Origin of the sequence: Pseudomonas sp. B28(2017), assembly GCF_002113025.1 — a bacterium.
GTDB lineage: Bacteria > Pseudomonadota > Gammaproteobacteria > Pseudomonadales > Pseudomonadaceae > Aquipseudomonas.
In genome coordinates this window covers 21637-44475 of sequence record NZ_NEJH01000004.1, presented here as the reverse complement: position 1 = coordinate 44475, position 22839 = coordinate 21637, and the positions used below count along the sequence as shown (strand labels likewise).

Genomic DNA, 22839 nt, shown 5'->3' with positions numbered 1-22839 from the left:
ACACAAATAGAGGGATGAATCCGGGCTAAGGCAACAAACGGTGGCCGCAGCGGTCATACGCGTGGCTGGACACCGGGTGCGAGATACCAGAAGCATCACCTGCCGACCACCACTACCTCTGGGGGAACCAATTGTCAGCTGTCTTTTTGCGTCAAGTTTTCCGCTTAGCGGTACTGCTCTTTTCCGTTGGCACTTCATTTTCTGCTTACGCCTGCCCAAAAGGGCAGTACGAAGTCTGCGTGGTCGCTTGCTTTTGTGCTCCTGGCTCCAAAGAGGAAACGGGGGCGATCTTTGAACGTATGAACCAAATGGCTTCCTCTGGATTACAGAGTTGGATTGTGCAATCGCGCAACACCGCGGCAACTGGCGATATTCAGACAATCCCGCTGAATATCCGAGCCCAACTCGAACCCTACTATGACATTCAAGTGCTTGACTCGGCTCGCTACAAGGTAGGCGATGATGTGGAGCTGAACGCCGCTAACACCATGCTGCAGAATCCCGATGTAAGTGCAGTCACCCTTATAGACATCATCGTCTTTCGCAGTTCCGATGATGCACTTAACAATGTCGCGCTGTGGGCGCATGAATTGAAGCACGTGCAGCAGTACCTGCAGTGGGGTGTTCGGGAGTTTTCTACTCGCTATACCCGTGATTACACAGCCGTCGAGGCGCCTGCTTACGAGATTCAAACCCAGGTAGCCAGAGCGCTAAGAGCCAGCGTTGTCCAGTCAGAACCTCCTCGCCATCCTTGAGTTCAAAGGTTTTAACCTTGTCAGCTATCAAGGGTGAGTTACTTGAAACGACCCTGTGTAGACGTTTTTGAATGTCCGCAAAGCCAATCTAGTTCTGTGGCTAGTAACGATGAACGGTACCCCATTAACAATGTCCGCTTTTAGCGGTTGCTGCCTTTGGTGACAGGCAAAAAGCGGCCAATAGCTGCCTGCTGGAACCGGCTGAAATCGAACTCATAGCAGCCCTTCGTAAAGAGCATCTAACGGACCTCAATGCCAATTCCGGATTGCCAAGTGCACCATCCTCGCCTTTATTTCCTGGGCGCCCAATGTTTCGCAAATACCAATGGCGTTTCGCTGACAATTGCGTCCATCAATGCTTGCGCACTGTTGTGACGTATCAGAGATGCGGATTGCCCCGCTGACAAGGAATTGAATTCATCACGGCCCTGGCTCATCCCGGCTCTGGTGAGCTGACCCATGTACCACGCCTGTGCCGGATAAGGTGCGAGTCTGGATTCCTGTTGATCCATGTCGGCGGTCATTCGGTTAGGGAAGCTTCTGGCCAGACGCCCTGTGAAGGCCTTGGTCAGTGTGGTAGCTGTCGATTGATGCTCGCCTAGTGCCTTGCGATGAGCGGGGCTCGCCGCTGACTCCTTGCAGGCCAGAAATGCCGTGCCGATCTGCACACCGTGAGCACCCAGGGCGAGTGCGCCTGCCACGCCTCGCGCATCGGCGATACCGCCGGCGGCGATCAGCGGAATCGCCACCTGATCCGCGATCTGCGGTATCAGCGAAAAAATCCCCGTCAACGAAGCGTGCGCAGGCTTGATAAACGAGCCTTTGTGACCACCGGCTTCGAAGCCCGATGCCACGATGCAATCGACACCGGCTTCTTCCAGCGCCCGGGCTTCCTGCACCGTGGTGGCAGTGCCCATGGTCAAAATACCCAATGACTTGCACGCTGCAAGAATGCCCGCCGGGGGAATACCGAAGACGAAACTGAATACCGGCGGCCTGATGGTCAGCATGGCCTCCATCTGCTTCAGGGGGCAGGGAAAATACCGGCCCCTGGATCATGTAGCGCCCGACCAAGGTCGCTTTGCGGTGATCAACTCGGTCTTGTCCGAAGCCGCGGTACTGGCCTTCGAATACGGCTACACCATTGCCCGTCCTGACGCCATGGTGCTGTGGGAAGCGCAATTCGGCGATTTTGCCAACGGCGCGCAAGTGGTGATCGATCAGTTCATTGCTGCCGCTGCCGCCAAATGGGGCCAACACAGTGCCTTGACGATGTTGCTTCCCCACGGGCAAGAGGGGCAGGGGCCGGAACATGCTTCCGCCAGACTGGAGCGCTACCTTCAACTCTGCGCGCAAGACAACATGCGTGTCGCCCAGCCGACGACGCCGGTGCAGTTCTTACATCTGTTGCGTTGTCAGGCGCTGCACTCCGTGCCCCGGCCCTTGATCGTGATGACGCCCAAATCGCTGTTGCGCCATCCAGAGGCGGTGAACGAGCTGAAGGAGTTTGCCGAGGGTTCTTTCCAGGAAGTGATGGGTGAAGGTTTCAGCACCCCTGCCGCAGAAGAGAAGGTGACCCAAGTGATCGTCTGTTCCGGAAAGATCTACTACGAGTTGCTGGCCCGGCGCCGTGCCGAGAGTGCCGACCACATCGCTCTGGTACGAGTGGAACAGCTTTACCCGTTTCCGAGTGCGGCAGTGGCCCATGAGTTCGCTCGTTACGCCAACCTGCAATCAGTGGTCTGGGCCCAGGAGGAAGCGCGCAACCAGGGCGCGTGGAAGTTCGTTGATGACTATCTGCGCGACATCCTCCCGGCGATGGTATCGCTGCGCTACGTTGGCCCACCACCCGGCACCTCCACGGCACCCGGCAACATGTCGATGCATGTGGAACAACAAAGTCTGGTAATGCAAAGCGCGTTCTCCTGAAAACCAAGCGCCTTATCGAAACACCTTTCACCAACGAGAGAGTAGTCGAGCGGCAGGGAAGGCCGCGAATCGCGAGAGAAACACATGATGAACACGAAGAAACTGAAATACATCCTGCAGGTTTAACACTGTCTTTCGTAGCTGCGCAGTCCAACGCCGTAGAAGTTGAAAAGGTCGACGTGCTGCTCGTCGGTGGCGGCATCATGAGCGCAACGCTGGGTGTCTGGTTCAATGAACTGGAACCGGGGCTCTCAATGGAAATGGTCGAGCGCCTCGACGGTGTTGCAATGGAGAGCTCCAGTGGCTGGAACAATGCGGGTACCGCCAGGTTGTACTCGTGAACCATGAACTGCTCCTCCCTGGAGTTCGCTCCACATCCTTTGTGCCAACCCTATCGCACTCGACAAGACAGACGCCTGTCCGCAGGTTCGCCAGACCTCATGCAATCGCATCAGTCTCGTTCTTCATGAGCCTTGCCAGAAGCGTCAGCCCTTGCGTCAAATCTTCGAGAGACGGACCGCCGAGACAAAGGCGAATTCCTGCCGCCTGGTCACTGCGCTCGACCATGACCGATTCGGGGGCCGTCACTCTGATGCTCAACGAGGCGGCCGCGGCTGCGAAGCGATTGGCAGCATCGCGCGGCATCGGTAGCCAGACGTGATAGGCATCCGGATGCGAAACGAGTTCGACCGCGCCGAGGATCGAAGCGGCCAAGCTCGATCTGCGACGCGCTTCATGACGCAAGTCCTGCGGGATGGACGCGATCACGCCAGTGGACAGCCAGTCCTCCACCACCGCACAGGACAAAGGCGACGGAGCCATGGGGATGTCTTGCAAGACTTCTTGCGCCGCGGCGGCCATGCCCGTTGGCAGCGTGAGCATGCCGATCCTCAATCCGGGCCCCAGGGACTTGGACAGCCCATTGACGTGGAAGACTCTCTCGGGAGCCAATGCAGCGAGCGCAGGCGCATGTGATGACCCCAGTGCGTAGACACCGTCCTCGATGATCCAGGCACCCGACTGCCGGCAAACATCTACGATAGCCTGCCTTCGTGCCACGCCCATCGTTGCCGTGGTCGGGTTATGCAACGTCGGAGTGAGATATACCGCCCTGCTGACGGTCGATGCGACGCTTTCGAGGGCATCGGCGAGCGCTTCCGGCACCATCCCCTCTGCGTCGATCTCGACGCCTTGCATCCGATACCCCTTGCGCCGAGCCAGCGCAATCGCACCGGGATAAGTGAGTCTTTCAGTCAGGATCACGCCCTGCGGCCCACAGGCGAGATCGAAGGCCAGCGAAATAGCCTGGCGAGCGTTGCCCGTCAGCGCCAGATTCGACGGATCGACCGTTACACCGAGCATTTCAAGCCAACGGGCTAACAGACGTCGATGCTCCAGATGCCCGGCAGGTGGCGAGTAGAGATTGAGATGGTCTGCGTCGATCTTCCGCGCGACCCCAGACAGGGTCCGCGCCAGAAGGCGGGCGGTCAGCATCGCCGGCGGTACATTGGACGAAAGATCGATCTCCCGCTCCTCATGTGCCTGGCAGATCGCCACGAACGTTCCCCGGCCCTTGACGCTGCGCACCAGCCCTCGGCGTTCGAGGGCGGCATAGGCTTTTGTCACCGTCCCAAGGCCGATTTCCAGTTTCCATGCGAGATCTCGATGGGCAGGCAGGCGGTCGCCCCCTTTCAGCCGTCCCTCGACAATGTCGTCGGCCAGAGCCAGTACCAGCCGCTCGGTGACACTCGCGTCGATCTCCGCAAGGCGCGGCATCCAGGGCGATTGAAGAAGCATTGTTAACGTCCAGATCGATTATTAGTGTCACGTGACACTATTTAAATAGATCAAAAGTGTAACGTGCATTATGGTTGTTTGCGACTTTCAACTGTTTCACGAACGGCCTCGCTGCGATGAGGGAGGCAATGGAGAATCCGATGTTCAGCCATGTGACTATTGGCACGCAGGATCTGGAGCGAGCCGGCCATTTCTATGATGCCACCCTCGCTCCGCTCGGCCTGAAACGTCGCGCTGTCGCGCCGGATGGCGGGCCTCCGGCGCTGTGTTGGGTGAGCAGTGCAGCATCGCTGCCACGCTTCTATGTCTATATCCCCCGCAATGGCGAGCCCTCGACGTTTGGCAACGGCAGCATGGTCGCCTTCCTGGCTGCCTCGGAAGAGGCCGTGGAAGTGGCCTACGCGGCGGGCCTTGCGAGTGGCGGCACGGACGAAGGAATACCTGGACCGCGCCCTCACTATGGCAATGGCTACTTCGGCGCCTATCTGCGCGACCCCGATGGGAACAAGGTCCACATCGTCTATCGCGCAGACCTCCAGGAATGATAAAGAAACTCCACGCCATGGAGCGGATTGGATCGCCGAAAACCTTGCATAGGTTTCGGGATACGCGCCGGAGGATGCCTCAATGATCGCCAGTCCGATCGCACTCGCCTTTGGCATGTATGCCCTGGCCGCCGCCAGTCCGGGGCCGAGCAACATGGCGATCATGGCAGCGGCAATGCGTGACGGGCGCACACCCGCCCTCATCCTGGCAGCCGGCGTCATGACTGGCTCGCTCTTCTGGGCGCTGCTGGCGGCGACCGGTATTTCCACCTTGCTGGCCACCTATGCCCATGCGCTTCTCGTCATCAGGGTAAGCGGCGGTATCTACCTGCTCTATCTGGCGATGCGCGCCGGCAGGTCCGCCGTGCAGCCGACCGCGGCGTTCACGGGCGTGGATGGCGGACGGACGCCGCCGCGCTACCTGCCGCTGTACCGCCAGGGCGTCCTCATGCACATCGGGAACCCCAAGGCGATCATGTCCTGGATGGCAATCATGTCGCTGGGACTCCGCTCGGACGCGCCCAATGGCACCCTGGCCGCGATCCTCGGCGGCTGCGCTTTGCTCGGCGTCGTCATATTCGGTGGCTACGCCATCCTCTTTTCGACCGCCCGGATGATCGCTGGCTACACCAGGCTTCGACGCTGGATTCAAGGGCTTTTCTCGGCACTGTTTGCCGTCGCGGGATTGAAGCTCCTGGTATCGCCAGACTGATGTCCCGGTGTGCCGAAGCCGAAAGCCGAGGCGATTGATCACGCCGCCATCAAGGCTGATCGGTCGTTCCCATCTCGTCACGAACGTAAGGAGTGGTGTTGTGACCTTGGTGTTTCAGATGATCGATGTGTTCGGCGCCGAACCTCTTTCCGGCAACCCGCTGGCGGTAGTCATCGGGGCCGATGCGCTGGAGACCGATGAAATGCAGCGCCTCACACGCTGGTTTAACCTGTCGGAGACAGCCTTCGTGCTATCGCCAACGCATCCGCAGGCCGATTACAGGGTGCGGATTTTCACCTTGGAAAGAGAAATGCCCTTTGCCGGACACCCGACATTGGGCAGTTGCCATGCCTGGCTTTCGACCGGGCGGGCACCGAAGAAAACGACGGAAATTATCCAGGAGTGCGGCGTCGGGCTGGTTTCCATTCGCCGCGACCAAGGACTACTGTCCTTTGGCGCGCCACCGCTGATTCGCTCCGGCCCTCCGGCGAAGGAAGAATTGACAGAGGCGGTTCGATTTCTGGGGATAGAAATGCGCGAGGTCGTCGATGCCGCCTGGATCGACAACGGTCCCGGATGGTTGGGGATCAGGTTGGCTTCGGCAGAGAAGGTGCTTTCCCTGAATCCGCAACGAAGTTGGCCGCGCCGAATCGACATTGGCGTGGTTGGCCCTCATTCCCGTGGTGATGCTGCTTTCGAAGTTCGCGCCTTTTTCAGCGATCACCTGGGCGCTACCGTCGAAGACCCTGTCACGGGAAGCCTGAACGCCTCACTGGCACAGTGGCTGTTCAGCACAGCCGTGGTTGAGGATACCTATATCGCCGCCCAAGGCACTCGCCTCGGTCGTAAAGGGCGCATTCATGTGGCTCGCGATAACGCAGGCCAATTCTGGATCGGGGGTAAAACGCACACACAGGTTGCCGGTCACCTTCAGGGCTGCATGAGTGAATCGCCCCAGCTTTTTTAGACACTCTCCAATCTCTGAAATAGTGTTCTCAGAATTTACTGGCGATAACTGCATTGCGCTGCTGAGTCGGAGATTGAAGACATACAAACTGGGGAAACTCTTCGCGCGGTTACCAGGATCAGGGGGCTCGTCGGTGGTGTGTGCCGGTTGTCGCGTCGGTTCTAGAATGTGCCAAAAACTTTGTGGTTTTTACTCCGGGACCTAGACTTAATTTTTAGTACGGGGCTGGGTAAACGTGCATTTAGTTGCGGTGGTTGGTTTGTAACGATCCTGCTGTCGCTACGCACCATTTTCTGCCGCGAACCCCATGTCTCAACCACTGTCAAGGCTCAGCGCGAAGGGCTGCTCATCGCAGTAGTGAATCGCTGTTCACTACATTGTCGGAACGTGATCATGCTGGATCTGTCGCGGCTACTTCACCCCCTGGCGCATCGCACGACGCACTTGCGGCTGATCATTGGTAGTCTGGCGGCATTTCTCGGGGCCTTGTTTATTGGCCCGACCCTCGCAGCTGATGCGGTCGAATCCTCAGAGGCACCGCCTTCGCAGATGCTCACCGTCGATCCGCGTGAGATCCAGAAGCCGTGGACCGGTGATCTTGAGGAGATGAAGAAACGGCGGTTCATTCGAGTCCTCACGATCTATAGCAAGACCTTTTACTTCACCGACAAGGGTACCCAGCGCGGCGCAACCTACGAGTGGTTCAGTCTGTTCGAGAAGGAGCTGAACAAGGAGATGGCGTCCGCAAAGTCGGGGGCCAAGAAACATCTAAAGGTTCAAGTGGTCTTCGTCCCGGTCAAGAGGGACGAACTACTCCCTGCGCTAATTGCCGGCAAGGGCGATATTGCTGCGTCTAACCTCACCATTACCTCCGGAAGACAGGAATTGGTGGATTTCTCCGTGCCAGGGTACACCAATGTCAGCGAAGTGATTTTGTCCGGTCCCGCTTCACCACGGGTAGCCAGCATCGACGATCTGGCAGGAAAGGAGGTTTTTGTTCGCAAGTCCTCCAGTTACTACGAGAGTCTGGTCGAGCTCAATAAGCGCTTCGCCGCAGAAAAGCGGCCCTTGGTGAAGATCAATTTGGCACCGGAGGAGTTGGAGGATGAAGATCTGGTCGAGATGCTGAATGCCGGCCTGGTTTCGCTCATCGTCATGGACACGCACAAAGCGGACATCTGGAAGCAGGTTTTTCCCAAGGTAACCGTCCACGAAGGGATTGCCATACGTACGGGTGGCGAAATTGCTTGGGCGATTCGGAAGGGGAGCCCGCAACTCAAAGCCGCTGTTGATGACTTTGTCACCCGTCACCGACAAGGGACCACAACGGGAAACATCATTCTGATGCGTTATCTGAAGAGCGCGAAATATCTCAAGGACGCTGCATCCGAATCGGAGCGAAAGAAGTTCGTCGATTTGATTCAATTCTTTAAGCAGTACGGCGACAAGTACAGTGTGGACTGGCTGCTGATGGCTGCCCAGGGATACCAGGAGTCGCGGCTTAATCAGTCCGTCCGAAGCCCCGTGGGAGCTATCGGCGTGATGCAGATCATGCCGGCAACAGGCAAGGAACTAAAAGTAGGTGATATCAGGCGGTCCCAGCCGAACATTGAGGCGGGAGTCAAGTACATGCGGGTGATGATAGACAGGTACTACGGTGACGAACCGATGACCGATTTGGATAAAGTCCTGTTCACCTTCGCGTCGTACAACGCCGGTCCGGCCAGGGTTGCCCGGCTACGCGAAGAAACCGCTCAGCGCGGACTGGACCCAAATGTCTGGTTCCATAACGTTGAGTATGTCGCTGCCGACCGAGTGGGTGCGGAGACCGTGACTTACGTCAACAACATCTACAAGTATTACATCGCCTATCGGCTGATTATTGACGCGCAGGAGGCGAAGCAACGAGTCACGGAGCAGATCATGACTCAACCTGAGTAAGACTGCGTGTAGCTCGCGTGCAGCGGATGCAACTGTGGGTGCGGGCAATTGATATTCGGGGCCGGCGAGAGTCCGATGAAGCTCCGGGAGAGTTCGACTGGCTCGAAGCGCGATCCGCCGAAGCGACCCAGGGCCGCCGGTGCAGGCCGTGCCACGGCGTTGAGGTTCAGTCTAGCGAGGAGGGAAGGTGATGAAGACATTGCGAATGGGCACTCTGGCATTGGCGGCATGCGTGACCCTGGCGACGGCATCGGGCATTGCCCGTGCGGACGAGGTGCCCATGATCACCGGCGAGCAATGGATGCAGTCGTCGGAGCAACTCAAGAAGGTCTATCTCATTGGCATCGCCAATGCGTACCAGGTCGAGGCGGCCTACTATGGGTCGAAACTGCCGTCCGATGAGCAGAGCCTGATTCCGCGATTCGGCAGGGGCCTGAAGGGCCATACGCTCGACACCGTGCGGGAAGGGCTCAACCAGTGGTACGCCGCCAATCCCGACCGAGTGAAACGCCCCGTCATCGAGACCATCTGGTTCGAGATGGTCCTGCCCGGTCTGAAGCAGAGTAAGTAGCGGAGGTGAACATGAAGAGGTTTCTATGGTTTGCCGCAGTCCTCACCGCAGCGAGCGTGATTGGTTGCACCTCGATGACCGCCAAGCAGCAGGGGACGGTGAGCGGTGCGGCCATCGGTGCTGCGGCCGGCGCTGGTATTGCCGCGATCTCCGGCGGTAGTGGATGGACTGGCGCGGCGATCGGCGCCGTCGCCGGTGGGGTTGCCGGCAATATCAAAGGTAGCAAGCAGCAGAAGTAGGTCGGCCAGTCCGCGCCATGGCACAGGCCTCCTGGTGGTATGGATCATCGGCAGGCCCGTTCAGCTGTGAGCCGCCTCGACGGCGGGTGGCAGGTTGGAAGCGAAGTGGTGCTCACATCACTTTTCGCGACGTGAATATAAGGTTGTCCTTCGTCGTTGAACTATGACCAGATGCCGCCTGGGAACGTCGGGACGGCAGTCCGCTTTTGGCTGTGGATTCAACCCGTCGCGAAGGGCAGCCATCGACCGAAAAACATTTTTACGCGCTAACCAGTGATTAGCTGCGTTCAGGTTTTCCTGCATGTTTAATCCAGGTATCAAGCTCCGTAACCATTTTACTGACCTCGCTATCATCTCGTTCCGAGGGGCGAACGATCGCATTCCAGGCGATATCCAGGCCGTCATTCAGGGCCGCCCACGCAAGTTCCCCGCGCTCCAGGCTGGGGGTTACCAAATCCCGTTGCAATATGCTGATTCCGTATCCTGAACGGACCAGTTCGACGATGGCTTCGATCAACTCAACCGTGATCATGCGGCGCGGCAAGATGCTGGCGGGGGCGAAGAAACGGTCATATTCCCAGCCGCTGGCGCGGTCGGTTGAGTACGTCACCAGGTTGTAAGTCTTGAAGTCTTCGGCGTAGATGTTTTTCCTTCCCGCAAGGGGATGATCGGTTGCCATGATCGCAACCAAGTCGTCCCGGAAAAGCGGCAACTTGGCGACGCCGCTAGGCACCATGCCGTCATCGATAATGGACACGTCCAGTCTGCCTTGCATCAGGCTCGCGTAAACGTCGTTACGGGGTACGGTCACCAGTGTGATTTCGATGTCCGGCCGAAGACTTGAGTAGTGCTTGATGAATTTGGGAATCCAGCGAAACGGACCGTAGGAGGTGACACCCATACGGACAAATGCCGAGACGCCACCGGCCATGGACCGGGCTTCTGACTCAGCCTCATTGAGTATGGCGATGATGTCTTTGGCGGCCCGTTCCAGGCGCACGCCGGCAGGGCTGAGCCTGAGCTTTCCTCCTGATCTCTCCGTCAGGCTCACACCTAGCCGCCGCTCCGCTTCTCGTATGCGGTGACTGACGGCTGAGGGTGTGAGCCATAAGCGTTCGGCCACCGCCGTGACGGACTCGACTTCCGACAGGGTTTGCAACATCACCAAGTGATCCAGCGTCAGTCTCATGGTTATCGACCTGAAAATAATTCACAAAATTGCGTAAAATTATGAGCGTGACTTGTTTTTGGTGCCGATGCAATCTGAATCCAGCAGAGCCAACGGAGACCAACAACAATGACTACCCTGCCTTTCACACCTGCACTAACCCTGGGCGATCTCGTCGATCTCGAGCGTTACCCCATTACCGATCGCACCAGCCCCGCTTATCTCGCACTGGTCACTCACAGTCAGTCGTTGCTGGGACAAGAGGGCGTTGCGATCTTTCCGGGTTTTGTTCGCAATCCATCGGTTGTCGCGATGGCGCAGCAGACACTTGCACTGCACTCGCACATGTTTCATTTTCGGGAAAACCACACGGTTTATTTCAAACCCCAGGACGAAAGCGTTGATCCGCAACATCCACTACGACGCTTGATGAACACGGCAAAAGACACTGTTGCCTATGCCGATATTCCTGCCGACCATTTGATCCGGCAGATCTATGGATCGGACGACGTCCTTGCTTTCATCAAAGATGTTCTGGGTCTGGACACGCTCTATCGACATGCCGATCCATTAGCCGCCCTTAACTTGCAGGGTTTCACGGCAGGACAGGAGTTGGGGTGGCACTTTGATCGTTCAGATTTCAGCGTCACGCTGTCGCTTCAGGCTGCAAGCGCCGGTGGGGATTTCGAGTATGTGCGGATGCTGCGTAATGAAAGCGACGATTGCTATGACGCGGTCAGGCAATTCCTCGATGACCCGCAAACACAGCAGGTAGAAGTTCTGCCTCAAGTGCCCGGCACCCTGACATTGTTCCGCGGCCGCTATTCATTGCACCGGGTCACGCCGGTGGAAGGGGACAGGCTGAGGCTCAACGCGGTGTTTGCATACGTGGACCAGCCCAATGTCGAGTTCAGTGCTTATGCGCGCCAGCTGTTCTACGGGCGTACCTCTGTTGATCCATTAGCTTGAGCTTCGCCAATAACAACAAAAGCAATTGATTCACTCCTTCGCTTCACGTGTTTGCGCACGCACTTGTCCATGCTAAATCTGATGGACTCGTTTGTTCCTGTGTCGCACGCAACAGTTCGCTGCCCCCAATAATAATGATTCGGAGCGTCTGATCATGAAAAACAGGAAGAGTTTGTTGGCCTCGTTGCTCACCCTTGGCTTGCTTGTCGGTAGTGCTTCAAGCCAGGCTTCAGGGTGGTGTGAATCGGGCAAGCCGGTGAAATTTGCCGGGCTGAACTGGGAGAGCGGGATGCTCCTCACCGACATCATGATGATCGTGCTCAAGGATGGTTATGGCTGTGCAACGGATCAGTTGGTGGGTAACACCATCATTCTCGAGACCGCACTGGCCGGCAACGACATTCAAGTGTTTGGTGAAGAGTGGATGGAGCGCAGCGAAGTCTGGAAAAAGGCGGCGGCGGCCGGAAAGGTTGTCGGGGTTGGCGCTCCGATCATTGGTGCGACTCAGGGTTGGTATGTGCCGCGTTATGTCGTTGAAGGGGACGCTAAACGTAACCGGCCAGCGCAGGCGCCCGACCTCAGGGCCGTCGCGGACCTGAGCAAGTACGCGAGTGTTTTTCACGATTCGGAGGAGCCGTCCAAAGGTCGTTTCTACAACTGCCCTGCGGGTTGGATTTGTGAGCAGGACAATACCGAGATGTTGAAAGAGTACGGTCTTGAAAACACGTTCACGAATTTCCGGCCAGGCACTGGTGCCGCATTGGATGCGGCTGTCCTGTCCAGTTATAAACGCGGGGAACCGGTGCTGTTCTACTACTGGTCACCGACGCCGCTGATGGGGCAGATCGATGCGGTAAGGCTGGAGGAAAAGACCGGGTCCAACAAAGACGTCATCACCATGGTGGGACTCTCCAAGGCTTTTCATGAACAGGCTCCTGAACTGGTCGCGGTACTGGAGAAGGTCAACATTCCCATCGACTTGTTGAATCAGAACCTGGCGAGGATGACCCGGGAACGCATCGAATCGCCGAAGCTGGCCAGGATGTTCCTCAAGGAACACCCGGAAATCTGGCATACCTGGGTCGACGAAGGCGCAGCAAAGAAGATCGAAGCATCGCTCTAAGCGGCCTCCAGGGCAAGGACGCCCGCCCTCTGTTACGCCCCTCTGAACACAATCTCTTGACTGTTTCTACACAGGAACGGCGTCTCTTTGCGTCCGGGAAATCACGAACATGATCAAATCACGAGCGGCCGTCGCCTTCGCGGCGAATCAGCCTCTGCAAATTGTCGAAGTCGATGTGGCACCGCCCCAAGCCGGCGAGGTGCTGGTACGCATTGTTGCGACAGGTGTCTGCCATACCGATGCGTTTACGTTATCTGGTGCTGATCCCGAAGGGATCTTCCCCGTCATTCTTGGCCACGAAGGTGGCGGTATCGTCGAAGCGGTTGGCGAGGGGGTCACTTCACTGGCGGTGGGCGATCATGTGATCCCGCTCTACACCCCGGAGTGTGGCGAGTGCAAATTCTGCACATCCGGCAAGACCAATCTTTGTCAGAAAATCCGTGCCACTCAAGGCAAAGGCTTGATGCCAGATGGCACCAGCCGGTTCTCTTATGCAGGACAGCCGATTTTTCACTACATGGGCACGTCGACTTTTTCCGAATACACCGTGCTTCCCGAAATTTCCCTGGCCAAAATCCCCAAGGATGCGCCACTGGAGAAGGTCTGCCTGCTCGGTTGTGGTGTGACCACTGGCATTGGCGCGGTGACCAATACGGCCAAGGTGGAGGAGGGAGCCAGCGTGGCAATCTTTGGTCTGGGGGGCATCGGGCTGGCCGCCATTATCGGTGCGACCATGGCCAAGGCCGGCCGGATCATCGCGATCGATATCAACCCGGCCAAGTTCGAGATTGCCAGGCAATTGGGTGCTACCGATTTCATCAATCCCAAGGATTACGACAGGCCGATCCAGGACGTGATCATCGAGATGACCGAGGGTGGTGTGGACTATTCCTTCGAATGCATTGGCAACGTCCATCTGATGCGCGCCGCCCTGGAGTGCTGCCACAAGGGCTGGGGCGAGTCGGTGATCATTGGCGTCGCCGGCGCAGGACAGGAAATCAGTACCCGTCCTTTCCAACTGGTGACCGGGCGCGTCTGGCGCGGCTCGGCATTTGGCGGTGTGAAAGGACGTAGCGAGCTACCCAGCTATGTCGAGAACGCGCAAAAGGGCGATATTCCGCTGGACAGTTTCATTACCCACACCATGGGGCTGGAGGAGATCAACAGAGCCTTCGACCTGATGCACAAAGGCGAAAGCATCCGCACCGTTATCCATTTCGATCGCTGACTCAACAGATTGGCGAAGCCTGTCAGGGCGAGTCAAAGGCGCGAAAACCTGCAACATCAACCCACCGTGTCTACACCAAAGAGAGCACCAAGATGACCATTTTCACTCATGTGACCGTCGGTACCAACGACCTGCAAAAAGCGCGCAACTTCTATGACAATGTCCTGGGTACCCTGGGCCAAAAACGCATCGCTGATCTGGACGAGAATGGTTCGATCTGGGGTGAGAGCGCTCCGTCCTTCTTCGTTCTGAAACCGGCGAACGGCGCCCCGGCCAGCGTGGGTAATGGTGTCACCATCAGCTTCGAGGCACCGAGTCGTGCCGCCATTGACGCTTTTCACGCCGCGGCGCTGGCCAGTGGCGGCACCGACGAAGGTGCACCGGGTCCGCGAGGCTGGGCACCTGACGCCTATGCGGCTTACGCGCGGGATCTCGATGGGAACAAGCTGGCTGCGTACTGTTTCAAGCCAGCCTAAGCGTCAAGACGAGGCATCCCTGGATGCTTCGTCATTAGCCCTTACTCGCAAGGATTAGTAACCGTAAGGTTGCAACGGTGGCTTGAACAAGCCCGCTTAACCTTGGCGTTCGGAGGACTGCTTCTGGCCGGTGCCGTTGAACATTTAACTGACGGATAGCCTGCGATATCAGCTACCGCAATTTGTTTAATTGCAGTACGAGCAGGCCCATCCAAGTGACTGCTTCGGCGATTGCTGCCTTTCTCAAAGGGCTGCAAATCCAAAGCCGCCGTTCGCGGTTGTCGGCAAAAGCTAGTCAAGGAGCTGCTTGCAATCGCTCCAGGTATCCACGCCATTGCGGGATACACCCATCGCTCAACAGCGTCATCTGATTCATCTGCGGAAAGTTACCCTAGTTGGTTTGGCTTACTGGCGGCCACGTTAACAGCGGCTTCCATTGCTCGAATCCATGGGCTCTGGTCGACCGATTGAGCCAATAATCGCGTCCCAACCATGGCAGCGAAAATCACCAATGCCTCGTTTTCGGCTTCAGTGGGCTGAGCCAGATCGCCCACCTCACCCACTCTTTCTTCCATGAATTTATCGAGCAGACTTTTCGCGCCCGCTTCGTAAGCTTCTGCGCCTGTTTGATTCACCCCTCCAGTCGCTACGCCAGGGGCAAATGCCAACAGGGGACAGCGATTCTTCGCCGAGCTATTGCGAAGGTACTGACGAACCAACGAAGAAGCTCTGTCTTCAGCAGCTTGATCCGCTCGAGTGTAAACCTCGTTCCAGGCCTCAAGAGATTGCTCGAATGCCGTAGAGAACGCCTCGGCTATCAATGCGTCCTTGGACTCGAAGTGCTTGTAAAAACCACCGACAGTCATTCCATTAGCGGCCATGATCTGAGCTACGGACACGCCTTCGACGCCAGCCTCACGAAACATTCGCGAAGCTGTCTGGACTATTTGAGCACGGTTCTCTTTAGCTTTGGACTGCGATGAGCGTCCCACGGTGTCACCCTGATTTCTTGAAGCACAAGATCTTGGTCACCATTCGCTGCAAGACCTCATCCTTCTGATTAGACGTGATGCATTCAACCACTACGATTCCCCGGTCTGGCTTGGATCGAGACGGCGAGATGCTGATGATTTTACTGGTGACGCGCAGCACGTCACCGGGTCGTGTCGCTTGAGGCCAGGCCATCTCTGCACCGGCGCCAATGATGCCACGTGCAAGCGGCAGGCTTGCTACCAGCAAACGCATTGTGATGCCCGCCGTCTGCCAACCGCTCGCGGCAAGTCCCTGGAAAAACGTGTCTCGGGCAGCGTTGTGGTCAAGGAGAACTGGTCGTTCGGCAATGGCATCGCTCAGTACGCCGAGTAACCAGCTCAAGCTTGAATGGGTAGAATGGTCGTCTAAAGTGCTAGTTCAGCATCGACGACCAGAGCATAGGTGTTCAAATGACTCTTCCGTCCGATGGCCAAATCGGAAGTGATTGGATCAACATTCGCCGCGATCAGGAAACCGGGATCGAAAGCGTGCATGCACACTTCCAAGGCCACGCCTACGATCCCCACGATCATGATGAGATGTTGGTGGGAGTGACGCACCAAGGTGTGCAGCGCTTCAGCTGCAATCGCTTAACGCATACCAGCACACCTGGCAGATCGATGTTGATCGAACCAGGCGCGCTGCATGATGGCTTCGCCCCCGAACCTGAGGGCTTCACCTACGGCATGCTCTATCTCCCACAGCGGTGGGTATCGAGCATGACAGACCGCCTCGGAGTGGGAGATGCATCCTCTCTCGGTGCCGCCTTTCGCAACACCCTGACCGACGATGTCACCCTCAGGGATGCGATACAGCGTGCCTTCCTGGCCATTCATCAGAACGAAGGCCGTCTTGCTAGAGATGAGAGCCTGGACCTGCTCATGGAGGTACTTTCCAAGCACCTCCGACCAGCGCAGCCATCAGACAAGGCCGAGTCGGCGCCTGTGATGGAAAGGGCCAGAGATTTCCTGCATGTCCTGATGGCCACGGACGTCAGCCTGGATGAGCTCGCCAACTACACTGGCATTGACCGTTTCAGGCTCACCCGGCAGTTCAAGCGTACCTACGGCCAGACGCCGCACGCCTATTTGATCAGGCTCAGACTACGAGCTGCTCGAGCGTTACTGGCCGCAGGCAAGCCTGCAGCAGAAGTGGCCGCCGAAGTGGGCTTTTCAGATCAAAGCCACATGGGCGTATGGTTCCGCCGCGCTTACCGCCTTACCCCAGCAGCCTATCAGCGGCTGTGCACAAATCTAACAGACTGAAGCCCGCTCTCGACTCCATCATCACTGTTCAGTTTTGAAGGAGTACGCAATGTTCGACACTAAAATAGCGATCATCGTCCGCAATGACCTTGCCATGTGGCAGCGGATGAACGTCGTCGCCTTTCTTGCAACCGGCATCCCATCAGCAGCGCCTGAGGTCATGGGGGAGCCCTACGTGGATGCCAACGGCCATTGCTACGGAAACATCTCCGGCCAGCCAATGCTGATCTTCGAGGCCAGTCTTGAGGAAATTCAGAAGGCCCACCGTGTAGGCCTGGAGCGTGAGCTGACCATGCTGCCGTATGTGTTCGCCATGTTCTCTACCGGTCATGACGAGGCGAACCGAAAGGTCTTCCTCGAGGAGGATCCGGCCAACATGGATTTCGTCGGCATTGCCATTCGCGGCACCAAAAAAGCAGTCGACAAGGCCATCAAAGGTCTCTCGCTGCACAAGTAAATCTCTGACGCTTATCTACCACGCACCGTACCCACCTCAGACTTGGTTTCCGGGATAGGTACGGGCGGTGATTTTTACTCCGAGTTCAACATGCACACATCACAGATTTTCTTCAGCCCCCTGGAGCCAGCATGAGCGAATCAACACTGGTGGCTTTCTGGGCCTTTTCACTTCTCTTTGTCTTTACGCCCGGCGCTGACTGGGCATATGCGATCTCGGCTGGAATTCGCAACCGAGGTGTTGGTGCTTCCGTTTTGGGGCTGCTGGCCGGGTATGTGGTACTGACCATTTTGATTGCTGCGGGAGTGGGCGTACTGATCGCCGGCAACCCGGTTCTCATGGCCATCCTCACCGTAGTGGGTGCCATGTACTTGGCATGGCTGGGCTATGGGATGTTGCGCAATCCGCCTGTCCCGCATGCTGATAGCGGAGCCGAAAATGGGGGCAGCTGGATGACTTGGTTCCGACAGGGTGCGCTTGTCAGCGGCTTGAATCCCAAGGCGTTCATCTTCTTCCTCGCCTTCTTGCCGCCGTGGACGTCTGAAACTGCTACCTGGAGCATCCCCGCTCAAATCCTGGCGCTCGGCTTGGTTTATACGGCGAGCTGCTCGGTGGTCTATTCAATGGTGGGCTTCGGGGCGAACAAGGCGTTGCGAACCCGTCCAGGTGTTGCACGGGTCGTAGGAAGAATTTCCGGCGTGATCATGATCGGCCTGGCCGTGATGTTGGTTATTCGAGAATTCTTCCAAGACTAGAAAACTGGAGTAAATATGCAGACTTTGCTCAGATATTTTGTGCGTCCAGCCAAACGGGAAAGCGATATTTTGTTTCTGATACTTGCAGCGGTGGTAGGTGGAGGAGCCGGCCTACTGATGACTGAAAAAATTTCAATCGGTGTCGGCCTTCCGTTCTTCTTGTTCACGACACTCGTGCTGCACTTTACCTGGCGCACGCCAATGAAAAACGGTACGAACGCTTAACGGAGGGCCGTTGTAGTTTGCTGTTGGGTGCTGGCCGTGCCGGCCAAGCACTGTCAGGCACCAACAAGAACTTCTGCTACAGGTGTTACTTGAGGGGAGAGGCAGAGATTTTGGAGTAAGTGTCGATATCAGTTGTAGCAAGAAGAGAGCGGCCATCCTTGAATTTTGCGTAGAAGGTTATTTCCCTTTCTTTATCACATAGCAACCAGCCCGCAACTAGCCCAATCGGCCCTAAAAGCAATGCTCCAGCCAGGCTCCATCGAATAACGCTTCCTTTCTTGTTTACGACTTCTTCGGTTGCTGTTTCCAGGGCTTCTAGTTTTGAAATGGATATCGTTAATTCGCGAGAAGGTTTTAATGCGGATTTTAGAGTGAACCGTCCAGATTGAAATTCGGCATCACCTGCCAGAAAGTCACCGGATATCACTGTAATTTTCGACATGGTGCTTCTCTTCTGATCAGGTTTGGCCGGCTGATTACTGAGCTCCCAAGGCCCCTGTCAGTCAATCGACTTGCGACAAAAGGTGAGACCGATGATCACTCCATCGATACCAGATCATGGGCATTCACCGCCGGTGAAATCGAAACCTTCGCAGGGCGGCCCGAACGGTAAAACCGCTTTGCCTTGGGCTTAAAAGCAGAACATGCCTTTGAGCTGGCGTTTGCTGAATTCGCGTAGCGCGCCGCGCACGCACAGATGAATGTGAAAGGTGCGACCATTTGGACCGAATGGATCTGTCGGCGGGTTTTCTGTGGGCATGGGGCGTCCTATGCCGGGGCTTGCCCGGGCTGGCGTGATTCGGGTTTTTGGGCTATTGCTTGATTGCTTGGCATGAGTCCGCAAGACAGGGGGCTACTAATGAAAACGCTGATAGTTGATCACTCTTGGACCAAAATCATCGAGCGAGATGAGTTCGCCAAGGTCGTGCTGGCGGCAAAGATTGAGCAGATCAAAGAAATCGAAGCTGCCATTCGAGCGGTTGAAGGTGAAGAGGCAGCCTGCAATGTTCTAAATAATGGCTTGATAAAGCATGCATTAACGCGCTGCCTGGAGAACTTGCAGGGATCTGCATCCGTAACAGAGCAGGACTACTGGGTCTGTTACGAGTTTGCGACAACCGCTGCGAAGAATGCAGAGCGAATCATTGACGAAGAGCTTTCGCACATAGGGTCGTGATCATATCTGCGAATGCAGGCCTGGATGACATTGGAAACGGGCATGGGAACGGTGTCAGGGGGAAAGCTGCTTGAGCATCACCTGCCAAGTGGTGAGGTGACCATAATCGAAGAGCGTGCTGATCCAGACAGAATGATCAGCGACCTGATGATCACGTCGCGGCACCGCTCCAGTTTACGGATGCGCTCCGCATACTCGGCGGCGTACTGGGGGGCATCGAACATACTGCTGAGTTGAGCGACACGCTTACCGTCCATGATCTTGATCACGCGGTCTTCTACATCCTGAAGCCACTGGCTCATGGAAAACTCTATCCGCTGACCCTTCTCAAACTTGAAGCCGCGAACCTTGCGCTTCGCCTCTTTGCGGGCGAAGTGCTCACTCATTCCGAATGCGGCAAATGTGCCCGTGGTTGGTGCTGAGCAACGCCCGGCAGGACCGCTCGATCCGTCCCCGCATGTTGTTGGGCTTGCGATTGCTCATAGTGAACTGGAAGCGAAGAGGGCGGCGCAATGACTGGTAAAATCAGCGTTAACAGCCAAGCCAGGTTCACTGAGGCTATCACGAGGCTGAACACCATGTTCCGGGACAAGAAGTACGCTGTGGTCTCTCTGCATCCGGGCAAGGATCGCCCCCTCGACCAGAACGCCCTCTGGTTTGCTCTTTACCAGCGTGTTGCCGAGATGATGCAGATCGGTGGTGCCGAGGACGCGTGCAGCTACTGCAAGCTGCATTTCGGGGTACAGATTCTGCACAACGAGGATGCCGACTTTCGTGAGGGCTGGTATCACACCATGCGTCATCTGAGCTACGGGCAGAAGCTCGATTTGATGGGCGGGGGCGCGCTGTTCGGTCCGGATGGCTTCCAGGTGATTCGCTTGTTCAATCACGCCCGGGGTAGCCAGTACACGGACCGCATCGTGGCCGGTTTCACGGCGCACGGTGTGGTGCTCACCGATTTGCTGGGCGAGGTGGCGGCATGAATCGGATTGATCGCTTCAAAATCAACGAAATCGGCCGGGACTTTGCGGTTGGTGATATCCATGGTTGCTTCTCCAGGTTGCAAGCCGCCTTGGATACAGTTCAGTTCAATCCTGATATTGACCGGCTTTTCAGCGTCGGTGATCTAGTGGATCGCGGGCCGGAGTCGGAGCAGGTTGACTTATGGCTGGTCAAGCCATGGTTTCACGCCGTGCGTGGAAATCATGAGCAGATGGCAGTAGAGGCCTACCGTGCAGACCCTGAAGGTCGCATGAGGGGCATGCACCTCATTAACGGTGGTTCTTGGCTCTATGCGCACTCGTCAGTTGAGCAAGCTTATTACTCCGAGCTGTTGGCCGACTTGCCACTGGTGATCGAAGTGTGGACGCCAGCGGGACTTATCGGGATCGTCCATGCCGACTGCCCATATGACCACTGGAATGAATTCGTATGGGCGATCGAGCAGGGAGGCCCCGTGGAAGCAGCTCACGTTGCAGCGATTGCCCAATGGTCGAGGAAGCGCATTTTTGAAGAAAGCTCCCAGGTTGTTGGTGGGGTCAGGGCTGTTGTGGTTGGTCATACACCAGTGCGCCAGCCAGCCGTTCTCGGCAATGTCTACCACATAGACACTGGCGGCTGGATGGACGGCCACTTCACCTTGCTGAATCTGCAAACCCTCCAGGCCTACCCGGCCATTGATCCGAAGCTGAGCTGGGATTGGGAGGAATAGTCATGAGCATTGCCCCAAAACCACGCTGCCCGAAAGAAATGCGACAACCCAGTCTGTGCAACATCATTCGTCACGTTTCGCATGGGGCAGGTCGTTTGCAGCCCGGCCTGTGGCCTTGCGTTTGAATTCAGCGGAAAAGGGACGACGTTGTTTGGTCATCAGACACCTCTATCTGGTGAGCATTCTCGCCTGAATGGGTGTCCGGTTTCATTAGACCACTACATAGCGAGGAGAGAAGGCTCCTATAGAGCTATCGATCATTCAACAACTCGGCGACCCCACGCGTGATGAATTCCAGGTTTTCATCCAGCTTGGTCAGTGAGTTGCGGATTCTGGCTCCATCTTCAGCGGGCCCATGAAGCTGTTCAATCCAAACGGACAGATCTTCCACAGCCGCCGCTATGGCGAGCTGGTTTTCGTTGAGTTTGTAGATCAGGGACGGGACGAGGTCGTTGGTTGGCATGGCTTGATCCTCCTTTAAGTGAGGAAAAGCTTAGCAGGCAGCAAAAAGCCCGCGCAGTGGCGGGCTTTTTGTACGGGGTCAAATCCTTTTGTCCTTTTAATCTGCGCTCCATTCTGTGAGCGTTTCGTGAAAAACATGTCGCTGGAATGAAAAAGCCTGCTGAGGGGCCGTCTGTCTGCGATGTAGCGCTGATCCATCAGTTGAGGTCGCCACCTGGGAGAAGGACCATGGTGCATGTCAGTGCCCTGACATGCACCTCAGGCGTAAACTAAACGCGGTGCAGCATGCACTGAAACGCGCTGCACGTGGAGGTGAGCCATGCGCTCAATACCCGTTTGCACTTCAATCGCACTGCTGGCGCTGTTTATGGCGCCACTTGCCACCGCAGCGTCTTCGGTCGAAGTCGTCTTCAAGAACCCCGAAAAATTCAGCGATGCCAGCCTGGATAGTCCAGGTTATGAACGTGGTGCCGATGCTTATGTCATGAAAGAGCTGCGCAACTACATCCAGAAGCTTGGCGAGCGGTACCTGCCAGCCGGCCAGCAGCTGCAAATTGAAATACGTAACATCGATCTGGCCGGTCGTTACGAACCCTGGAGGCCAAATGCCTATGAGGTGCGCTTCATGCGCGACATTACCTGGCCGAGCATCGATCTGCATTACGTGCTCAAACAAAACGACCAGATCGTGAGCCAGGCCGACGCCAGGGTCATGGATCAGCTCTACCTCCAACGTCCGGGGCGCGCCAACAGAGGTGACAGACTCTACTCCGAGAAGGCCATGCTCTCGGACTGGTTCCACAGACAATTCGCCGGGCAACATCAGACCGGGTTGAATTGAATCCTCCCGTCCGGCATGGGAGGCATGGGCCAGCAATGAAAAGCCCGGCGCCGGGCCGGGCTCAAGAATGTTGCGGACTGCGCATTCAAGGCTATTTGAAGTGTTTTGTTATCGCCTGCTTGCCTATTGCTGCCTCGATGTCTCGGTAAGTGCGTTTCTCGGCGGCGCAGAGAAGCGACCGTCCATCCCTCAGTTGCATCGAAAAGGTCAGCTCGATCTCATCGTCTGCCAACATCACACCGGCGACAGCTCCAATCCCAATGCACCAGCCAACCCCAAACCGACAGCACTCGATACGTCCAGGTACGAAGTTTTACTGACCACCAGGGTGTCGAGTATTTCGGAGGTGGCAATCTTCAGGCCAGGCCATGGATAAACAGCCGTTTGTATCGTTATGAAGCCAGGTTCAAATACTGCACTTCCATCAAGGAAATCCCCGGCCAGGATATTTATTTTTGCCATGCGATAACCTCCTTGCATTAGCTGCAAGAAAA

At 56.6% G+C, this 22839-nt stretch carries 29 protein-coding genes and 1 pseudogene; 21 read left to right on the top strand and 9 right to left on the bottom strand.

The annotated features are described in order from the left end of the window. The first annotated feature begins 131 nt into the window (after positions 1-131). The gene (locus CAF65_RS12760) at positions 132-755 is read left to right on the top strand and encodes a DUF4157 domain-containing protein (protein ID WP_256578640.1); all 624 of its coding nucleotides are present in this window, start codon (positions 132-134) and stop codon (positions 753-755) included. Between the two features lie 290 nt (positions 756-1045). On the opposite strand, the gene CAF65_RS12755 is transcribed toward CAF65_RS12760, so the two are convergent. Continuing rightward, a complete protein-coding gene (locus CAF65_RS12755; RefSeq protein WP_158090065.1) occupies positions 1046-1765 on the bottom strand; it encodes a nitronate monooxygenase family protein in 720 nt (239 codons plus the stop codon). On the opposite strand from CAF65_RS12755, the gene CAF65_RS12750 reads away from it, so the two are divergent. Continuing rightward, on the top strand, positions 1671-2684 hold the full coding sequence (locus CAF65_RS12750; RefSeq protein WP_085716595.1) for an alpha-ketoglutarate decarboxylase: 1014 nt from the start codon (positions 1671-1673) through the stop codon (positions 2682-2684). The two genes, CAF65_RS12755 and CAF65_RS12750, sit on opposite strands and share 95 nt — an antisense overlap. A gap of 107 nt (positions 2685-2791) precedes the next feature. Continuing rightward, a pseudogene (locus tag CAF65_RS12745) lies at positions 2792-3007 on the top strand (malate:quinone oxidoreductase); the annotation flags it as partial. A gap of 115 nt (positions 3008-3122) precedes the next feature. On the opposite strand, the gene CAF65_RS12740 reads toward CAF65_RS12745, so the two are convergent. Next, positions 3123-4481 carry a PLP-dependent aminotransferase family protein gene (locus CAF65_RS12740; RefSeq protein ID WP_085716594.1) on the bottom strand — a complete coding sequence of 453 codons (1359 nt, stop codon included), beginning with the start codon at positions 4479-4481 and terminating at the stop codon, positions 3123-3125. 140 nt (positions 4482-4621) lie between these two features. Here CAF65_RS12740 and CAF65_RS12735 point away from each other — a divergent pair, with 140 nt between their 5' ends. The 6 genes from CAF65_RS12735 to CAF65_RS12710 all read left to right on the top strand — a co-directional run bounded on the left by CAF65_RS12735 (position 4622) and on the right by CAF65_RS12710 (position 9456). Continuing rightward, positions 4622-5026 (top strand): VOC family protein, encoded by a 405-nt coding sequence (locus tag CAF65_RS12735; RefSeq protein ID WP_085716593.1) that lies wholly within the window; start codon positions 4622-4624, stop codon positions 5024-5026. Positions 5027-5108: 82 nt separating this feature from the next. Next, entirely contained in the window at positions 5109-5738 is a 630-nt protein-coding gene (locus tag CAF65_RS12730) for a LysE family translocator (RefSeq protein WP_085716592.1), read from the top strand. A gap of 118 nt (positions 5739-5856) precedes the next feature. Continuing rightward, positions 5857-6705 carry a PhzF family phenazine biosynthesis protein gene (locus CAF65_RS12725; protein WP_085717047.1) on the top strand — a complete coding sequence of 283 codons (849 nt, stop codon included), beginning with the start codon at positions 5857-5859 and terminating at the stop codon, positions 6703-6705. Between the two features lie 393 nt (positions 6706-7098). Continuing rightward, a complete protein-coding gene (locus tag CAF65_RS12720) occupies positions 7099-8646 on the top strand; it encodes a lytic transglycosylase F (protein WP_085716591.1) in 1548 nt (515 codons plus the stop codon). 190 nt (positions 8647-8836) lie between these two features. After that, positions 8837-9217 carry a hypothetical protein gene (locus CAF65_RS12715; protein ID WP_085716590.1) on the top strand — a complete coding sequence of 127 codons (381 nt, stop codon included), beginning with the start codon at positions 8837-8839 and terminating at the stop codon, positions 9215-9217. An 11-nt stretch (positions 9218-9228) separates the two neighbouring features. Further along, positions 9229-9456, top strand: a complete 228-nt coding sequence (locus tag CAF65_RS12710; RefSeq protein WP_085716589.1) for a YMGG-like glycine zipper-containing protein — start codon at positions 9229-9231, stop codon at positions 9454-9456. 277 nt (positions 9457-9733) lie between these two features. Here the strand turns inward: CAF65_RS12710 and CAF65_RS12705 are convergent, their stop codons facing one another. Further along, entirely contained in the window at positions 9734-10645 is a 912-nt protein-coding gene (locus CAF65_RS12705; protein WP_085716588.1) for a LysR family transcriptional regulator, read from the bottom strand. 108 nt (positions 10646-10753) lie between these two features. Between CAF65_RS12705 and CAF65_RS12700 the strand changes: the two genes are divergently transcribed. The 4 genes from CAF65_RS12700 to CAF65_RS12685 all read left to right on the top strand — a co-directional run bounded on the left by CAF65_RS12700 (position 10754) and on the right by CAF65_RS12685 (position 14420). After that, complete coding sequence (locus CAF65_RS12700; protein WP_085716587.1) at positions 10754-11593, top strand: hypothetical protein; 840 nt, start codon at positions 10754-10756, stop codon at positions 11591-11593. A gap of 154 nt (positions 11594-11747) precedes the next feature. Beyond that, positions 11748-12716, top strand: coding sequence for an ABC transporter substrate-binding protein (locus tag CAF65_RS12695; RefSeq protein WP_085716586.1), 969 nt, complete (start codon positions 11748-11750; stop codon positions 12714-12716). A 109-nt stretch (positions 12717-12825) separates the two neighbouring features. Continuing rightward, positions 12826-13944, top strand: a complete 1119-nt coding sequence (locus CAF65_RS12690) for an S-(hydroxymethyl)glutathione dehydrogenase/class III alcohol dehydrogenase (RefSeq protein ID WP_085716585.1) — start codon at positions 12826-12828, stop codon at positions 13942-13944. A gap of 92 nt (positions 13945-14036) precedes the next feature. Next, positions 14037-14420 carry a VOC family protein gene (locus CAF65_RS12685; protein ID WP_085716584.1) on the top strand — a complete coding sequence of 128 codons (384 nt, stop codon included), beginning with the start codon at positions 14037-14039 and terminating at the stop codon, positions 14418-14420. Between the two features lie 386 nt (positions 14421-14806). Here CAF65_RS12685 and CAF65_RS12680 read toward each other — a convergent pair whose 3' ends face one another. Both CAF65_RS12680 and CAF65_RS12675 read right to left on the bottom strand, forming a co-directional pair. Further along, on the bottom strand, positions 14807-15412 hold the full coding sequence (locus CAF65_RS12680; protein WP_085716583.1) for a TetR/AcrR family transcriptional regulator: 606 nt from the start codon (positions 15410-15412) through the stop codon (positions 14807-14809). 4 nt (positions 15413-15416) lie between these two features. Beyond that, positions 15417-15794 carry a MaoC family dehydratase N-terminal domain-containing protein gene (locus CAF65_RS12675; protein WP_143492100.1) on the bottom strand — a complete coding sequence of 126 codons (378 nt, stop codon included), beginning with the start codon at positions 15792-15794 and terminating at the stop codon, positions 15417-15419. A 68-nt stretch (positions 15795-15862) separates the two neighbouring features. On the opposite strand from CAF65_RS12675, the gene CAF65_RS12670 reads away from it, so the two are divergent. The 4 genes from CAF65_RS12670 to CAF65_RS12655 all read left to right on the top strand — a co-directional run bounded on the left by CAF65_RS12670 (position 15863) and on the right by CAF65_RS12655 (position 18154). After that, positions 15863-16717 (top strand): AraC family transcriptional regulator, encoded by an 855-nt coding sequence (locus CAF65_RS12670; RefSeq protein ID WP_085716582.1) that lies wholly within the window; start codon positions 15863-15865, stop codon positions 16715-16717. Between the two features lie 49 nt (positions 16718-16766). Next, positions 16767-17174, top strand: a complete 408-nt coding sequence (locus CAF65_RS12665; protein ID WP_085716581.1) for a DUF2000 domain-containing protein — start codon at positions 16767-16769, stop codon at positions 17172-17174. A gap of 131 nt (positions 17175-17305) precedes the next feature. Continuing rightward, positions 17306-17929, top strand: coding sequence for a LysE family translocator (locus tag CAF65_RS12660; protein WP_085716580.1), 624 nt, complete (start codon positions 17306-17308; stop codon positions 17927-17929). 15 nt (positions 17930-17944) lie between these two features. Continuing rightward, entirely contained in the window at positions 17945-18154 is a 210-nt protein-coding gene (locus CAF65_RS12655; RefSeq protein WP_085716579.1) for a hypothetical protein, read from the top strand. Between the two features lie 85 nt (positions 18155-18239). On the opposite strand, the gene CAF65_RS12650 is transcribed toward CAF65_RS12655, so the two are convergent. Next, entirely contained in the window at positions 18240-18596 is a 357-nt protein-coding gene (locus CAF65_RS12650; RefSeq protein ID WP_085716578.1) for a hypothetical protein, read from the bottom strand. 417 nt (positions 18597-19013) lie between these two features. Here CAF65_RS12650 and CAF65_RS12640 point away from each other — a divergent pair, with 417 nt between their 5' ends. After that, a complete protein-coding gene (locus CAF65_RS12640) occupies positions 19014-19331 on the top strand; it encodes a hypothetical protein (protein ID WP_085717046.1) in 318 nt (105 codons plus the stop codon). Positions 19332-19408: 77 nt separating this feature from the next. Here the strand turns inward: CAF65_RS12640 and CAF65_RS12635 are convergent, their stop codons facing one another. Continuing rightward, positions 19409-19717, bottom strand: a complete 309-nt coding sequence (locus tag CAF65_RS12635; protein WP_085716577.1) for a hypothetical protein — start codon at positions 19715-19717, stop codon at positions 19409-19411. Between the two features lie 126 nt (positions 19718-19843). On the opposite strand from CAF65_RS12635, the gene CAF65_RS12630 reads away from it, so the two are divergent. Then, complete coding sequence (locus tag CAF65_RS12630) at positions 19844-20314, top strand: hypothetical protein (protein ID WP_085716576.1); 471 nt, start codon at positions 19844-19846, stop codon at positions 20312-20314. Next, on the top strand, positions 20311-21042 hold the full coding sequence (locus CAF65_RS12625; RefSeq protein WP_085716575.1) for a metallophosphoesterase: 732 nt from the start codon (positions 20311-20313) through the stop codon (positions 21040-21042). The genes CAF65_RS12630 and CAF65_RS12625 overlap by 4 nt, the downstream gene beginning before the upstream one ends. Before the next feature lie 250 nt (positions 21043-21292). Here CAF65_RS12625 and CAF65_RS12620 read toward each other — a convergent pair whose 3' ends face one another. Further along, the gene (locus CAF65_RS12620) at positions 21293-21505 is read right to left on the bottom strand and encodes a hypothetical protein (RefSeq protein ID WP_008021224.1); all 213 of its coding nucleotides are present in this window, start codon (positions 21503-21505) and stop codon (positions 21293-21295) included. Positions 21506-21823: 318 nt separating this feature from the next. Between CAF65_RS12620 and CAF65_RS12615 the strand changes: the two genes are divergently transcribed. Continuing rightward, positions 21824-22345 carry a DUF3016 domain-containing protein gene (locus CAF65_RS12615; protein WP_085716574.1) on the top strand — a complete coding sequence of 174 codons (522 nt, stop codon included), beginning with the start codon at positions 21824-21826 and terminating at the stop codon, positions 22343-22345. Positions 22346-22579: 234 nt separating this feature from the next. Here the strand turns inward: CAF65_RS12615 and CAF65_RS28725 are convergent, their stop codons facing one another. Continuing rightward, the gene (locus CAF65_RS28725; RefSeq protein ID WP_256578639.1) at positions 22580-22807 is read right to left on the bottom strand and encodes a hypothetical protein; all 228 of its coding nucleotides are present in this window, start codon (positions 22805-22807) and stop codon (positions 22580-22582) included. Positions 22808-22839: the final 32 nt, after the last annotated feature.